Raw genomic sequence first — 16,814 nt, forward strand, 5'->3', positions numbered from 1 at the left:
CTCTTGCAACGGTAAACCCTCTTGTTACATGCACGAACTATTTCAACTGTGTTGCCAAGTGCTGGCAAACCATCGCGTAGAGCGTCATCGCGAGGGCGGGATCGTAGCGATGCCCTTCATCGCGCATAAACGCATGCTCGCCGTTGAATTCGTGCCAGGTAAATCGCGTCTCCGCAGCGGTCAGAGCATCGTAGATGATCCGCCGGCCTTCGAGTGGGATATGAGGATCCTGCCGTCCCCAGATCATCATCAATTCACCATGGATCTCGGGGATCCTTGCCAACGAATCGTCAGCCATTCCCTTCCCTAAGCTCCCCTTGTGGATATCGGTCGCGTAGAAACAGACGCCGGTCTCGACCTCGGGATTCATCGCCGCACGGAAGGCAAGATGGCCTCCTAAACAGATCCCAATCGCGCCGATGCGGCCGCTGCAGCCTGGATCGCTTTTCAAGAAATCGATCACCGCCCGGGTATCGGCGTCGTAGCTGGCCAGCTCCTTAGTCGTCTTTAGCGCGTTGCCACGATCGGTTCCCTCTTTGTCGTATGCAAACGCTTCGCCCAACTCGGTGTATTCGTGGTAGACGTCGGGGACCGCGACGACAAAGCCGTGCCCGGCGATCAGCGCCGCCGTCCGAGCGATCGGAGCGGTCATCTGATAGATCTCGGAATACAAGATCACAGCGGGGAATTTCCCCTCGGCGGCGGGACGAAACAAGTGGGTTCGCATCGCGCCGCTGGGCGTCTGCACGTCGACATGGCTGGTCGGTTCGATTCGCATGAGCTCCCTCTTTCCAGGACAATAGAATTGGTCCCCTGAAAGATACCAGAGTGCCAACGGTTTTACTCTGGGGAGCCCCGATCGATCCAGGCCTGTTAAGTGTTTGAGCTTAGGCAAATTAGCCGCCACGCGTTAGCGTCCGGTTCCATTGGACAACCGGACGCTAACGCGTGGCGGCTGATACCTCAGCTTGAAACAGTGATTTGCCGTGCCGATCGTTCTGCCGCTAGTTGATCGAACCCGCATGCGATGGAACCAACATTCCTTGATCGATCGGCAGTGGAGCGAGAGGAGCCGAGTTGATCGCAGCCCGTTTGGGCAGGTTGGCTTTGGGAGTGCGTCGACAACCGAAGAACCCACGCTGTTGGATCAGTTCCGCCACGGCGGGTGGAACGTGCTGAACCCATTCGGGATTGTTGTCCTGAATCTGCTGCAACACCTCTCGCGAGAACGTCGACAGATGAGCGGGGTCGAAGGTATCGAGCTGTTCGATGCAGCCTTTGTCGACGAGATATCGGTACAACGTCCGCAGTTCGCTGGCGACCTTCAAGTTGTCGATCGTCGTCAGCTCTCCCGAGGTACGATCCAACAGCGGATAGATGTACAGCTTGAGATCGTTCTTAAACAGCCGACCAAACGATTCGAGGATTCCACCTTCGAGCTTGGTGTAATACTTGTCGTCGAACAGCTCGATCAGACTGGCGGCTCCCATCGTGATCCCGATCTTCTTTTTGGTGTACCGAGCCAGATAGGCGGCCAGCCGGTAGTATTCGAAGTAATCGGATATCAGGACAGTCATCCCACAGGCTGCCAAGACGTCGACGCGGGCCAGGAAGTCGCGGAGATCGATGTTGCCGTTGGCTTGCAGGTTCCGCATCGTGATCTCTGCCAGCGTGACAACTTCGTCGGGATCGATATCCTCTTGAAGATGGAACTTCTGTTGTGCGGCTTGCAGCATGTCGACGTTGACGTTGGTCAGCGGTCGGAAGCTGCCGCGTTCGACCAGAATCGGCTTCTTGTAAAGCACTTCCGATGGCTGCAAGACTTCGCCGTCCGCGGAGAACATCGCGGCACTGCTGAGCCCCAGTTGCACCAACCGCAAACTCATCACGCGGTTGTCGACGTGCCGGAACGCGATCCCCGAGAACTCGATCATATCGATTTCGATCCGCCGGGTACTGAGATTATCCAGCAGCGATTCGATCAATTGATCCGGTTCGTGATTTAAGAAAAACGCACCATACAGCAGATTCACGCCGACGATCCCGAGCGCTTCTTGTTGCAGAGCGTTTTCGGTGTCGAGCATCCGGACGTGGATGATAATCTGGCTGTCTTGGTCGCGGGGATGGGCTTGGAATCGGATCCCCATCCAGCCGTGGCAATCGTTGGTGCCGTGAAAATTGCGAGCCGATACGGTGTCAGCAAAGGCAAAGAAAGCTGTCGTGTCGCCGCGACTCTCGCGCAACCGTTCCAGGTTCAGCGAGTGCTCGTGATCGAGCATATCTTCCAAACGCTTGCGGCAGACGTAGCGTTCGCACTGCCCGTAGATCGCGTCGCTAACCGACATGTCGTAGGCCGACATACTCTTGGCAATCGTGCCAGCCGCAGCTCCGACGCGGAAGAACCAGCGGACAACTTCTTGGCCGGCACCGATCTCCGCGAACGACCCGTAGCGGCGGGCATCGAGATTGACGTCGAGCGCTTTTCGTTCTGTGTTTGGTCGTTCCAGTCCCATGCCTGCCGTTCCTTATAATTTTGCGAAAGTATCAACTCACCGCAAAGCTTATAGAACACGCAGACAGGCCCCGCCCGACAAATCCGCTCGAATCGGGCGATCGATCGAGCCGTAAGCTGCTACGTTTGACGCAGTCGGAATAACGCTGCGCCAAACGTGCTTTCAGATTTCAGTCGGATTACAACTGGCCGCCGCCGCCAACGCCGCCGCCGCCAAACGCGTCGCCACCACCGCCGGTTCCAGTTCCTTCATCGCCGGTCACGAAGTTAAACGTGGTCACGTCGCCGATCTGCGAGAAGAACGGGCCGGGAGTGATCCGAACGTAACGTCGGTCGGCAGAGATGATTCCCAACACCTGCAGCGACGCACCTTCGGGCAACAGCGTGATGTCGGGTCGGAAACCGACAGCCCCGTTGCGCAGGAAGGGGTTACGACCGCGATTACCACCGCTGAGGGCGAGGTCGCGATAATAATCGGCAGCCGAACGCAGATCGACCGGTGCACCAGCCGACTGTTGAGCCAGGATGTTGCGGTTGATCTTGGCTTGTTGTTCGCGAAGATCGACAAGTTTCGCTTCGGCAACAGGTTGCTTGCGGCGTCCGTCTTGAACCTGGAACGTGATCAACGCGTTCTGTTCGGTCAACGGGATCTGACGACGGAAGTAATGTTGTTCGGGACGTCCGACGTCGGTGATCACGTCGACGGTCACGTGCCCGGTCGAAACGTTGCCCCAAACGCGACGCAACAAGATCCGGTATTCGCCGCTGAAGCCCTCGGGACAGACGTACGATTCGGAGTAGCCAGCGACCGAAGGTTCATCGCCACTGAAGCTGTCGCCCAACAGGACACCACCACCGGCCGAACGAGGCGATTGCAAAGAGCATACGGTTCCCGAAGGCTCTTCCACCAACAGATCGATGTCGGCTTGGCCGGTCCACGAAACGCGGACCACACAATCGCGGACGACCGAGTCGGAGACGCTGTTCTCGAATTGTTTGGCTTCCATCACACGTCCCTCTTCCAACAGGCGTTGGTAAGTCGAACGAGCCGTCAGCCGCGCTTTGTCTTCGATATGCTGCAGCGATTCGGGCCAAGCCTGACGAAGCACGCCAGCACAAGCCCAAGAGATCCCCGCCAGGTCGTCGGTCTGCCGAGCGATCCCGAGGCCCATCAAATACGCTTCACTCTTATAAGGATCCAACTGAGCGGCTTTCTTGCACAGCTCGATCGCACGAGCTTGCATGTCCATCTGATTCATGTGCCGCGCGACGTTCAGCAGGTCGTCGGTCGTTTCCGCAAAATCGGCTGCCGACAATACCGCCCGCTCGACTTCGCTTTGATCGGCACCGGTTCCCTGCAACGCAAGGGCCAGTCCGTGATACATCCACGACTGGGCATGTCCCTGACGCAGTGCGGCACCAACGATATCGCAGATCCGCTGGAATTCCAGCTTCGTCTTTTCAGCGTCACCCGCTTCGTCAGCCTTCTCGGCGCGACGCAAGCCTTGGCGGATCGTCATTCGCAGACGCGAATCATGGATCGCTCGCTGACGATCGTCGGCGAACGAAAGATCAGCAAAATACTGGTCCCACGCTTCCGCTTCGGTCTGCCCTTCGCTCGGTTCCACCTTGATCAACTGGTTCAATTCGACAACCAACGGAGTGTTTTCCGATTCGGTTTCGGCAGTCGCAGGAGTCGCAGCAGTTTGAGTCGACGTGGCCTTTTCGGACAGACGCACTTCGTCGGGAACAGCAAACATGCCGCCGCCGCCCATGCCGCCCATGCCGCCGCCCATGCCGCCGCCCATACCGCCGCCCATGCCGCCGCCCATACCGCCGCCCATGCCGCCACCGCCCATGCCGCCACCGAAGCCGCCGCCGCCGCCCATGCCGCCGCCCATACCGCCGCCACCGAGTTGGATCACGGGAACGACGAGGTCGCCCACGGGATACACCTTGGTCACGAGATTGGTTTCGGCTGCATCAGGAGTCGTGATCTGCAGCACTTCGTCTTTGATCATGTAGGTCAGGTCGAGGTCTTGCAGCAACAGCCGCAGGCCCGAACGCAACGAGACGCTCTCCAGGTTCTTGGTCACAGGAATATCGGGAGTCAGTCCCAGATCATCCAACGCCCGCAGATCGATAACGATCGGGATACTGTGTTTTTGCTTCAGGATGTCGACAACGTTTTCCAACGGCTCGTCGATGAACTTCAGCTCGGTATCGTCATTAAGCGCCTTGTAGATTCGTCGCTCCGCAGCATTGTTGCCTGTCAATTCGATCGCGCCGTAGCGATCCAAACGACGACGGCTCATACGCTGCCAAGTTTCCGCATCGGTGTATTGCAAGGGTGGATCATCGACAAACGGAACAAACGCTTCTTCGTTCAGCAACAACGAATCGACAAAGTTACGCTGACGCATCGACTGGGCTTTTTTCCAGCGACGATAATTGTGAACCATGTGGCCCTGAGTCTTCATCGCGTTGGAGATCACCGTGTCGGGCTCCAGTTCTTCCACTTGAGGTGCGACCTCGAAGACAGCTTCGGAGGTGCGGTTCTCTCGCATCAACGATGAAAACTGATCGACCAACGTCTTCACACGAGCTTCGTGCCGGAACGTCTCCTGCAACAATCGCTCGGTCGTTGCCGCTTGGGCTTTGATCTCTTGCTGACGCTCTTGCGTTTCCGAATATCGAACTTCCGATCGCCCGGCGACTTGGATCGCGCTGACGATCTGAGCGGCCAGTTCGTCGCGAACGCGAACGTCCAGATCGGGTTCGGCTTGCACCGAATCGAGTAGGATCTTCAGCGACGCAGCGACGCCGGTTGGATCTTGGGAGAGTCGTTGGCGAGCCGCCTTCAATTGGGCTCGCACCTCGGCTCGCGTGCGGCCAACCGCTTGAGCTCGCTCGGCCTCGACAACGTCCATCAAAACGCTGGGCGCTTCCAACGGGTCGGGCCTGATTCCTGGAGCTTGAGGATCCAGCAAACCGCTCCCTTCGGCATCAACAATCTGTGCTGTCAATTTAGTCTGGTCCGAGGCCAGGTTCGAAACCGTCAACGCTTGTGGGTTGTTGGGATCGATGCTGAGTGCCATCTCGGCTACCGCCGCGGCTCCCTTGAGTTCGCCACGCTTCAGCGCCAATGCTCCCGCTTTCGCCAACTGGTCGGCGTTTTCAGTCATCACGCGAGCTGTCTCACGCAGGTAGCCCGAACCGGCAGTCGCCAGGTACAGCCCATTGGTATCGTTGCTCTGCGTAACAAGCGAAGGCAGGAAGGCAAAGTCGGGGTTGCTCGGTTCGGCTTCCAGATCCCAAGTCAGATCGACCTGCTGGTCGCCAGCGACAGTGCGGACCACCAACGGTCCGGCGGTATCGCCTTCGAAGCGACCGATCAAAACCGAATCGCGATCGGTTCGCAGCGGCGGCAAGCGATCGCCATGAGCGCTGATAAAACCTTCGGGGAGCGTAGCCGATTGAATCCACAGCGGCGAATGGCTGGCAGCGTCTGCCAACATCGTCCCCATCTGTTGCGGCGTCGCTTTGGAATCGTCGGATTGGATCAACGTGACGCCACCGGTTTGGTTGGCGATCGAAGCGAGCAGTTGAACGTTTGTGGTCGGACCAATCGCCAGCGAATGTACCGCGATCTGATTGCTTCGCAGCGAGTCGGCGATCTTTCCAAACGCCTCGGCGTCGAGAACGTCGCCAATCGAACTGCCGTCGCCGACGTAGACCATCGAACGATGGCCGCTCTGCGGTGCCAGCATCGCATCAGCGGTTCGCAAGGCAGCCGCCAAATCGGTGTTGCCCAGAGGCAAGCGATTGGAAAGGTTCTTGATCGCCTTGGTCGTTGTTTCCGAACCCGGCTTGGCGAATCGATCGCTCAACGGAGTCGCTTTCACGTCGACGGCGACGATGCTGACGGCGACTTCCGGATCCAATCCAGCCAGGACCGAACGGACCGCGTCGAGCGTTTGGTTGCGATAATAGCCGGATTGGCTAGCCGAGGTGTCGACCACCACGACCACGCTGCGCGGCCCCTTAGTGACCGAGTCGAGCTGTTGCTGATTCAGTTGAGGAGTGACGCTGATCGCGAAATAACCGTCTCCGGCTGGAGTCTGGTAGGTCGCTAGACGACTGTTGGGCTCTGGCGATTCAGCCGAAGCGAGCCCGCTGGTCAACGTGATCGCCAGCATCAACATCCCCAGTCGCGCCAGCTTGGGGTGGCGAAGGATTCGTTGGATTGGGCAGAGGATTTCCATGCGCGGGGTCTCCCGATGACCTTGCAGAAGAGAGGTGGTGTCGAAGTGTTTTTTCGTGGCATCGCCGATCGGTGCTAATGCGACCAATCGGTTTAGATAAGCTTGAGGGGAGGCAGCGGATATCCGCGCCCCGTTCGATTCTATTCTGACCATTGCCACACTTCCAAGAAAAAAGCCAACTTGTCGCAATCTGTAGCGCTGCATTTCGCTGCAACAACGGTTGTTGCAAGTTGCAACAGTTGTAGCGGTGCAGCGGAAAAGTGGCCGCATTTTCGCTGCCGACTCTCCATAGAGTAGTTAAAGCAAATGGAATGCCAAACGGATTTCCGCCCGCGGTCATCCGCTGACGCCGCAGTTTGGGCCCGCGACAGGGGAAACCACACTCACGCCAGATAGTTGATAAAGCGATCGATTCCTCCGTTTTGTATCTGATATAATGTGCGACTCCACGCCTCCCCCCGCCGACTTGGGGACATCCCCACCGTCGGCTAGGTCGATCGAAATCCTCCGCCCTCAACAAAGGATGACTGATGCTGTCGATTAAAGGTGCCGCTGGCAAAGACCTCTGCGATCCCAGCTTGAAGCGATCGCGACGCGACGTCCTTCGGATCGGCGGATCGGGAATGCTGGGCCTCTCCCTCGGGTCGATGTTGAACCTGCAGGCGCAAGCTTCGGAAACGCCGCTCGGTGGCGGACCGGGGTGGGGCAAAGCGAAGTCGGTGATTCTGGTCTACCTGCAAGGAGGGCCCAGCCAACTGGACCTGTGGGACCCGAAAGAGAACGTTCCCGACAACGTTCGCAGCGTTTTTAAGCCGATCAGCACCAAGATTCCCGGGATCCAATTCACCGAGAACCTGCCGAGATTAGCTCAATTGAACGATCGTTTTACGATGATTCGTTCGATGAGCTACACGCCTAACGGTTTGTTCAACCATACCGCCGCGATCTATCAAATGATGACCGGCTACACGACCGATAAGGTCAGCCCGTCGGGGCAGCTGGAACCGCCGAGCCCGAAGGACTTCCCCAACTTTGGGTCGAATCTAATCCGCCTGCGGCCCGTCGACGAACCGATGCTGCCGTTTGTCATGTTGCCTCGCCCACTGCAGGAATCAAACGTCGTCGGCAAAGGCGGATCGGCCGGCTTCCTCGGCAAATCGTACGATCCCTACACGCTGTATCCATCGGGGGACGACATGGATATGGAGAAGATGAGCCGGATCAAAATCGACGACCTGATGTTGCGGCCGGAGGTCTTTAGCGTTCGCTTGCAGCGGCGAGCTCGATTGCGCGATCTGATCAATCAACAGATGCCAACGATCAACAAAGCTGTCGAGTCTTACGAATTGGACGAATATTACGATCGTGCCCTCTCGTTGATCGTGTCGGGGCGGGCTCGCGAGGCGTTCGATCTGGCCTCCGAACCCGTTGCCCTTCGAGAACGCTACGGCCAAAACACGTTTGGGCAGAGCTGCCTGCTGGCGCGGCGATTGGTCGAAGCGGGGACCCGCGTCGTGGAGGTCATCTGGCCCAAAGTCGCCAACAGCGACAACCACTCCTGGGATCAACACAGCGGACTTTCGAAACGCATGAAAGACCAGTCGGCACCGATGTTTGACGCCGGTTTTTCCTCGCTGATCGAAGATCTCGACGATCGCGGCCTGCTCGACGAAACGCTTGTCGTGGGCGTTGGCGAATTCGGCCGCAGCCCGCAGCGAGGCGTTAGCACCAGCGGCAACAACAACAGCGCCGACGGACGCGATCACTGGCCTTATTGCTACACCTGCGTCCTCGCTGGAGCGGGGATTCGCCGCGGCTACGTTCACGGCAAAAGCGACAAGACGGCGTCCGCTCCACTGGAAGATCCCGTCCATCCGGGCGAACTACTGGCGAGCATCTATCACAGCTTCGCCATCCACCCCGAAACGATGGTCTACAACCACCTGAATCAGCCCCGCGAACTGGTCAAAGCTCAAGCGGTAACCAAGCTGTATTCGTAGACCTCTTGGCGTCTGGTGGTGACGCGGTTCGGGCCGCGTCCTCATTAAGTTAAGCAACGGCACGTGGGCCGCGCCGCGTTGCCACCGCCATCAACACCACTGCCGGGCGGCTATTTGTCCGACCAGACCGCCAACTCATTCCCGCTCGGTTCGGTGAACTGGAAGCGGCGGCCTCCGGGGAAGCTGAAAATCGGCTTGACCACGGTCCCTCCCGCCTGCTCCACCTTCGCCTGCGTCGCCTCCAACGAATCGCTGTAAAACACGATCAAAGCCGAACCAAGCTCCGCATTCGCTGCCAACTCGGCTTGATAGAAGCCGCCATCGAGACCTTGATCGGAGAAGGCCGTATATTGGGGGCCGTAATCGACAAACGTCCACCCAAAGGCGGCGGTGAAAAACGCTTTTGTCGCCGCGAGATCGCGGGAGGGGAACTCTACGTAGTTGATTTTTTCGTGCCGGTTCATCGCAGTCCTTCGAAAACAGGGATTCATGAATCGGCTGAATTCTAAACCGAGCGGCGGGATTGCGAAGCTGCCGAGCGAACCTTCTGGGCAGCAGCCCCCCCTCTTTTGATTGCTGGCAAACGTTTTTCACTCGATGCCAACAAAAAAACGGGCCGTCAAAAATGACAACCCGTTTACGTTGTTTGATAATCTGCGCCGCGTCGATCGACTCGGCAGCAAACTGCGTCTGCGAAGACGCTTGCAGCAAAACTAGTTGCAGCAAACTGGTGCTGGGCAGCAAACTGGCTTGCAAGCCTTCTTAGCAGCGATCTTAGCACGGATGCGTGCGAACAGACCTGGCTTCTTGCAAGGATCGCAGCAAGGAGCTGGTTCGCAGCAAACTGGTGCTGGCTCGCAGCAAACTGGTGCTGGCTCGCAGCAAACTGGAGCTGGTTCGCAGCAAACTGGTGCTGGAGCGCAGCATACTGGAGCTGGTTCGCAGCAAACTGGTGCTGGTTCGCAGCAAACTGGAGCTGTTTCGCAGCAAACTGGTGCTGGAGCGCAGCACTTCTTAGCCTTCAGGCGGCCGAACAGGCCAGCTTCAGCTTCAGTAGCGGTGAACGAGATCAAAGTCGCAACAACACATACAGCAAGAATTGAACGCATCGTAAGTCTCTCCATGGAGTTTTTTAAAGGAAGGTGGGTTCACGCAGAGTTTACCGCTTGCAAACACAAGGTCAACTAGGTGGCATGCGTAGTTTTAGATAAATATGGACTTTAGGTTGGTCCTAAGCATTCAAACGATTCCAACCAATGCCCCGATTTTGCGACTTGCGGCGAACCATTACTATTAGAAAGCTGGCAGAATGCGTCATTGCCGGGGCCAGCGATCGCGGTTGACCCCAATTCTGCAAATCCGTAACTTTAGGATATGTCGATATTTACGGTCCACGTCTCCCTAAAAGACGTCGGGCACCCGTGGTGTCGTAATTCGTTGCAGCGGTGGTTTGCAGCCAGAGTCACGCTCGATCGGTAGCAACTCCACCGCCAAATGTACACGTTTGAGCGGACGCGTACGAATCAAACAAAAAAATTAATACTAGAGATAGTTGTAGTCGCTTCCTTGCGGTGAAATAGGTTCCGCGATTCCGTTGGATTGGGATGTCCATTAAGAAGTAGCGAGAGGAATCGCCTGCAACCGCCTGCCGCACGACGGCAAGCGCAGGGATGATTGACACGACTGGATTAGGAATACGATGGCAATATTGGAACGCATCTGGGAATTACTCGGCGTTATCTTCGGCGGCCTATTGGGCATGGTCGAGCGTGGTGCGACGGCGGTATTCGGATCGCAGAACGCCCGTCAGCTGAAAAAGCTGACTGCTCGCGTCGAACAGATAAATGCGTTGGAACCGAAATACCAGTCGATGAGCGACGAGGAGCTGCGCGAACAGACTCAACTGTTCCGCAACCGCTTGCGCGCTGGCGAAACTCTCGACGACATTCTGGAAGAAGCGTTTGCGGTCTGCCGCGAAGGGGGCAAGCGCTGGTTGAACATGCGTCACTACGACGTACAGATGATCGGTGGTATGGTGCTGCACTCCGGTGCGATCGCCGAAATGGTCACCGGTGAAGGAAAGACTCTCGTCGCCACGCTCCCGTGTTACCTCAACGCCTTGGAGGGCAAAGGGGTCCACGTGATCACAGTCAACGATTATCTGGCTCGCCGCGATATGGAGTGGATGGCTCCGCTGTACATGGGCTTGGGGCTGACGATCGGTACGATCCAAGGCGGGATGAGCACCAGCGCTCGCCAGGCAGCTTACGCGTGTGACATCACTTACGGCACGAACAACGAATTTGGCTTCGATTACCTCCGCGACAACATGCGTCCGGCGGCGCGCGGCGACGATCGCTTCCCGAAAGAGATGCAGCAGAGCCAGGGCCCACTGAACTATGCGATCATCGATGAGGTCGACAATATCTTGATCGACGAGGCGCGAACGCCGTTGATCATCTCCGGCCCAGCGCACACCGATCCGCAGAAATACGCCGAAGCGAATCGGATCGCCAAGCAATTGCAGAAGGAATTGCACTTCACGGTCAACGAGAAGGATCACTCCGTCACGCTCAGCGACGAAGGCGTTCGCGAAGCGGAGAAACTGGCTGGCGTGGAAAGCTTCTACACCGCTGGCAACATGGAATGGCCGCACTTGATCGACAATTCGCTCAAGGCGCTGCACCTCTATAAACGCGACGTCAACTACGTCGTCAAAGATGGTCAGATCGTGATCGTCGATGAATTCACCGGTCGTCTGATGGAAGGCCGTCAGTGGTCCGACGGATTGCACCAATCGGTCGAAGCCAAAGAGGGTGTGCGAATCAAAGAAGAAACGCAGACGATGGCGACCATCACGCTGCAAAACTTCTTCAAGCTGTACAACAAACTCTCGGGTATGACCGGTACGGCGATGACCGAAGCCAACGAGTTCTGGAAGATCTACCACTTGGACGTGGTCGAGATTCCAACAAACCGTGTGCTCAAGCGAATCGAAAATCCCGACGTGATCTACATGTCCGAACGCGAGAAGTACGAAGCGGTTGCCCAAGAGATCGAACGCGCCGCCAAGTGGGACATCCTTGAAATGAAGGATGGCTCGGAAGTTTGGGGCACGATCCAGTCTGAGAACGACTCCGAAATCAGCATCATCGTCAAGGGCGAGAAGAACAAACAGAGCGTGCCGCGCGAGAAGATCGAATCGATCGAACGCTCCGGCCGCCCCGTCCTGGTTGGCACCGTGTCGATCGAAAAGAGCGAGCGACTGGGCAGCCTGCTCGAACGCCGTGGCATCAAGCACGAAGTCTTGAACGCTAAACAGCACAAGCGCGAAGCTGAGATCGTCGCTCAAGCGGGTCGATTGGGAGCCGTCACGATCGCGACCAACATGGCGGGTCGTGGTACCGACATCATCCTCGGTGGTAACCCCGAGACGATGGCATGGGCTCAACTGCAAGACAAATACCCGACACGCCTGGAAGTCCCCAAAGAAGAATGGGATGCGTTGGTCGGTGAGATTCAAGAACGCGAGAAGATGAAGGAAGCGGCCGAAGAGGTGCGGACGCGTGGCGGACTGATGGTGATCGGTACCGAACGACACGAATCCCGCCGGATCGATCTCCAGTTGCGTGGTCGTTGCGGTCGTCAAGGCGACTTTGGCTCCAGCCGCTTCTTCCTGTCGCTTGAAGACGACCTGATGCGGATCTTCGCTGGCGATTGGGTCAAGAGCGTGATGGTCAAGCTTGGCATGACCGAAGGCGAAGCGATCGAAAGCGCGATGGTTTCCCGCCGGATCGCTTCGGCGCAGAAGAAGGTCGAAGAACGCAACTTTGAAATTCGTAAAAGCCTGCTCGAATACGACGAAGTCATGGATGAGCAGCGGAAGCGGGTCTACACCTACCGCCAACAAATCCTCGATGGCGTCAGCTGCAGTGAATTGATCCTCTCGCAGATCAAGGGACAGGTCGATCATTACGTCGACATCCTGGCGTCGGAGCACTACGGTGCGGAATCGTTTGCGGCCTGGAGCGGTAGCCAATTGGGATGTCAGCTGGAACCAAAAGACTTCCGCAACATGGACTACCAGGCAGCCGAGCAGTACGCCAAGGATCAGGCCGAACGAGCCGCCGAAGCGATGGTGCTCGAAGCGGTCGAAGAGAACCTGCCTTACGAAGAGGACGAAGCCGACTGGAACTGGAACGCGTTGGTCAATTGGTGCAACACCAAATACGGAACCAACTATCGCGACAAGGATCTCAAGCAACTTGAACGCCGCGAGCTGGAAGAACAGCTGACCGATGCTGGTTGCAAAGCGATCGCGAAGGTCGACCTGTCGCCGGGCGAAATGTTCCTGGCCGCCGACTTTGGCCTGCAAACGATTGCCAACTGGGTCCGCGATAAGTTTGGCATCGAGGTCACCGTCGACGAGATGCGAGACCTGGAATCCAAAGACATCAAAGCGTTATTGGTTCAACGCGCTCAACAAGCCTATTCGGTCAAAGAGGCTGAATACCCAATCCTGGCTGGGCTGTCGCGGTTCTGCGATAACTCCGGAGGCCAAAACCGAATCGATCGCGAAGGACTTGCGCTCTGGGCTCAAGACCGCTTTGGCGTCGAAGTGGCCGTCGAGGACCTGCGAAGCCTGCAGCGTGATGAACTGAAGCAATTGCTGGTCGATATCAGCAGCCGATCGAACGACCAAGCGGGATCGCTACATTCGGATGCTCGCAAACGAGTCGAGGATCTGTTTGCCGGAGCCGACGCGGGAACAACAGCCACGATCGCCGCTGGCAGCGACGAATCGCTCGATGCGTTGACGCAGTGGATGCACGAAGAACTGCGAGTGCGCCTGCCCAAGGACGAGATCGCACGGATGGACCGCGCAACGATGCTGCGGACCGTCGATGGCGCAGTCGACGAACGCTATCATCCCGAAATGCGACGGATGGAACGCCAGGTGTTGCTGAACATTGTCGACACCGCCTGGAAGGACCATCTGCTGGCGATGGATCATCTGCGCAGCAGCGTGTCGTTGAAAAGCTACGCCCAAATGGACCCCAAGGTCGAATACAAACGCGAAGGCATGCGATTGTTCGAAACCATGTGGACCTCGATTGGCGAACGAACAACCGACCTGATCTTCCGCATGGAGAGCCTGAACGAAGATTTTGTTCGCAGTACGTTCATGGGAGCCCAGGAACGCCACGACGATACGCCCAGCGGGATCGACGCGGGAGCCGACCAGGCAAACGAAGCGGCCAGCGCCAGCCAAGATGGCGACGCGAAGATCGAACCGGTTCGCAACCGTGGCGAAAAAATCCGCCCGAACGATAAGTGCCCCTGTGGCAGCGGCAAGAAATATAAGGCTTGCTGCAAGCGACATGGCACTTACGCCTAGGTTGGGTATTGCGTTGCCGCAGCATTCCGTGGTTGAATCGTAGCGTCTTGGGGAACGCAGGAAGCGTTCACAATCCCTCTGACGCATGGCGGAACCTCGCAAGGATGCTGAGATGACTTATCTTTTAAACATCGCCTACCTGTTGGCCGCCGTTGCCATCTCGCCGTTCCTGGTTTGGCGATCGTTGCGAACTGGCAAGTACCGAGCGGGCTGGTCAGCAAAATTGCTGGGCAACGTCCCGCATCGCGAGGGCAATCAGCCATGTGCTTGGCTGCACGCGGTCAGTGTGGGCGAAGTCAATCTGCTCTCCAACGTCGTCCAACGTCTGCAGCAATCGCGTCCCGACATGCAGATCGTGATCAGCACGACAACCGCGACGGGCATGCAGTTAGCTCGCACGCGATTCCCCGAACACACGGTCTTCTATTGCCCGCTGGACTTCAGTTGGGCCGTGCGGCGTGCCTTCCGGCGAATTCGCCCCGATGTCCTCGTCCTCAGCGAATTAGAACTCTGGCCGAACCTGATTGCGATCACGAGGCAAAAGGGAGCGGAAGTTGTTGTGATAAACGCCCGGCTCAGCGAACGGAGCTTCCGCGGTTACCGCCGCTTTGCCTCGCTGCTGCGGCCAACGTTTCGCCGCCTCTCGCTGGTCCTCGCTCAAGACGAAACCTACGCCCGCCGCTTCTTGCAATTAGGAGTTGATCCCAGCCGCGTCCGCGTGACGGGATCGATCAAGTTCGACGGCGCGCGGACCGATCGACATGCTCCCGAAGTCGTCGCGCTGCGAAAGTTATCGGCCGCCAGCAAGGAACAGATCGTTTGGATCGCTGGTAGCACCCAGGCGCCGGAGGAACGGATCGCACTCGACATCTATCGTCGCTTGGCAGATCGGTTCCCTCAACTGCGACTGATCCTCGTCCCGCGGCACCCCGAACGCTTTAAGGCCGTTGCCGACCAAGTGGTAGGTGCGGGGCTCAAGCTACGCCGTCGCAGCGAATTGCAGACGCCAGCCGAATCGTGGCCTGGCGATACCGTATTATTAGTCGACACCGTTGGCGAACTGGGATGTTGGTGGGGCCTTTCCGACATAGCCTTTGTCGGCGGCAGCATGGGCTCGCGCGGCGGCCAGAACATGCTCGAACCTGCCGGTTTTGGAGCGGCGGTTTCGTTTGGCCCCAACACCAGGAACTTTCGCGACATCGTCGCTCAATTGCTTGCTGCCGATGCTGCGACCGTCGTCCGCGATCGCGGTGCGTTGGAGCAGTTCGTCGTCAACTGTGTCGAAGACCCCGCTGCGCGTCGCCAGCAGGGTCGACGAGCGCAAGTTCTGGTCGTCGGTGGACAGGGAGCGATCGATCGCACGATCGCCGCCGTCGAACAGCTCCTGCCTGCAGCCTCGCCAAGCTCATCCCGCCAAGCCGCCTAACGCGACTTTCAAAAACTGACGTAGTAGCGGAAGTCGTCAAGACTTTCGATCCACCGTCAACACCTCCCACGAAACTCTTGACGAGTTCCGCTACGAAGCCCAGTCGCGACGAAAGTCGTCAAGACTTTTGCGGATATGCGTAGCGGAAGTCGTCAAGACTCTCGATCCGCTCCGCTCTCGGTTACACTGCATGAATGTGTTAGACATCGCATTCAGCTCGTGTTACAAAGGTTCTCATGGGCGGAGACGAATCGCTACCGAATCCGCACGATCGGTTCATCCGACACTTCTTGGCGGAGATCGATCATGTGCGTGAACTCATCACGTGGCAGTTGCCTGCAGCGGTGGTCGACGAGCTCGACTTAACGTCGATCCAACCAGCCAAGCAATCGTTTGTAAACAAGACGCTCCGCGAGAACTTGTCCGATCTCGTCTTCAACGTGCGGCTGGCTCACGATGCGGGGGAGGCGATGGTTGTGTTGCTGTTTGAACACAAATCCGCTCCCGATGAAATGACGCCCTTTCAGGTGTTGCGTTACATGGTCGAGATCAGCCAGGAACGGCATCGCAACGGACAACCGCTCTGCTGCGTAATCCCGATCATCGTGTACCACGGACCGCAACCGTGGCACGTTGCCCGATCGATTCAGGAATTGATCGATGTTCCCGCCCCCTTAAAACCGTACATTCCCCAGTTTTCACTGCCGTTGATCGACCTGAGTCAGTGCAGCGACGAAGAATTGCGAGGGAAATCGATCTTCCTCGCGACGATGACGCTGCTAAAATATATCAAGCGGGACGAGCTTGCCGAACAGCTTCCCGGCGTCCTCAGCCTGTACCGCCAGTTGCTCCCGCCAGCGACGGCTTTGGAGAGCCTGGAAGTCGTCCTGCGTTACCTGGTCAACGGAACTGATCGAATCACCCGGGAAGACCTAAGTACGCTGGTCGCCAAAACCCTTCAGCACCAAGGAACCTCACTAATGCCAACGATTGCCGAACAATGGCTCAAAGAAGGAATGGAGCAAGGAATCGAGCGTGGCCGAGAGCAGGGCGAGCTGATCGGGAAGATCCAAGCATTCCAAGCCGTTCTCGGCCGCGAGACATCGCAGCGCGATGAATTGACCAAACTATCAACCGCTGAACTCAAGCGGATCGTCGACGAATTGACCAGTGCGATCGAAGAAAATCGCTCCCGCTAAATCCTCTCAGCGGC

The 16,814-nt window shown here is 57.6% G+C and carries 9 protein-coding genes; 5 read left to right on the forward strand and 4 right to left on the reverse strand.

The features are described from left to right. Window positions 1-37 precede the first annotated feature (37 nt). From CA51_RS19270 to CA51_RS26415, 3 genes are all read right to left on the reverse strand, one after another. Complete coding sequence (locus CA51_RS19270) at window positions 38-778, reverse strand: dienelactone hydrolase family protein (RefSeq protein WP_145122829.1); 741 nt, start codon at window positions 776-778, stop codon at window positions 38-40. A gap of 226 nt (window positions 779-1,004) precedes the next feature. Continuing rightward, the gene (locus CA51_RS19275; protein ID WP_231745786.1) at window positions 1,005-2,513 is read right to left on the reverse strand and encodes a TonB-dependent receptor; all 1,509 of its coding nucleotides are present in this window, start codon (window positions 2,511-2,513) and stop codon (window positions 1,005-1,007) included. Between the two features lie 178 nt (window positions 2,514-2,691). Next, window positions 2,692-6,777, reverse strand: a complete 4,086-nt coding sequence (locus CA51_RS26415) for a VWA domain-containing protein (protein ID WP_197451321.1) — start codon at window positions 6,775-6,777, stop codon at window positions 2,692-2,694. 530 nt (window positions 6,778-7,307) lie between these two features. Between CA51_RS26415 and CA51_RS19285 the strand changes: the two genes are divergently transcribed. Continuing rightward, a complete protein-coding gene (locus CA51_RS19285) occupies window positions 7,308-8,777 on the forward strand; it encodes a DUF1501 domain-containing protein (RefSeq protein ID WP_145122831.1) in 1,470 nt (489 codons plus the stop codon). Between the two features lie 110 nt (window positions 8,778-8,887). Here the strand turns inward: CA51_RS19285 and CA51_RS19290 are convergent, their stop codons facing one another. Beyond that, window positions 8,888-9,241: a VOC family protein gene (locus CA51_RS19290; RefSeq protein WP_145122832.1), complete on the reverse strand. Its 354-nt coding sequence runs from the start codon at window positions 9,239-9,241 to the stop codon at window positions 8,888-8,890. 323 nt (window positions 9,242-9,564) lie between these two features. On the opposite strand from CA51_RS19290, the gene CA51_RS25945 reads away from it, so the two are divergent. The 4 genes from CA51_RS25945 to CA51_RS19310 all read left to right on the forward strand — a co-directional run bounded on the left by CA51_RS25945 (window position 9,565) and on the right by CA51_RS19310 (window position 16,800). Further along, the gene (locus tag CA51_RS25945) at window positions 9,565-9,795 is read left to right on the forward strand and encodes a hypothetical protein (protein ID WP_197451322.1); all 231 of its coding nucleotides are present in this window, start codon (window positions 9,565-9,567) and stop codon (window positions 9,793-9,795) included. A 681-nt stretch (window positions 9,796-10,476) separates the two neighbouring features. Further along, window positions 10,477-14,175, forward strand: coding sequence for a preprotein translocase subunit SecA (gene secA, locus CA51_RS19300; protein WP_145122833.1), 3,699 nt, complete (start codon window positions 10,477-10,479; stop codon window positions 14,173-14,175). A 112-nt stretch (window positions 14,176-14,287) separates the two neighbouring features. Then, window positions 14,288-15,601, forward strand: a complete 1,314-nt coding sequence (locus tag CA51_RS19305; protein WP_145122834.1) for a 3-deoxy-D-manno-octulosonic acid transferase — start codon at window positions 14,288-14,290, stop codon at window positions 15,599-15,601. A gap of 236 nt (window positions 15,602-15,837) precedes the next feature. After that, the gene (locus tag CA51_RS19310) at window positions 15,838-16,800 is read left to right on the forward strand and encodes an Rpn family recombination-promoting nuclease/putative transposase (protein WP_145122835.1); all 963 of its coding nucleotides are present in this window, start codon (window positions 15,838-15,840) and stop codon (window positions 16,798-16,800) included. Window positions 16,801-16,814 lie beyond the last annotated feature (14 nt).

Source organism: Rosistilla oblonga, assembly GCF_007751715.1.
GTDB lineage: Bacteria > Planctomycetota > Planctomycetia > Pirellulales > Pirellulaceae > Rosistilla > Rosistilla oblonga.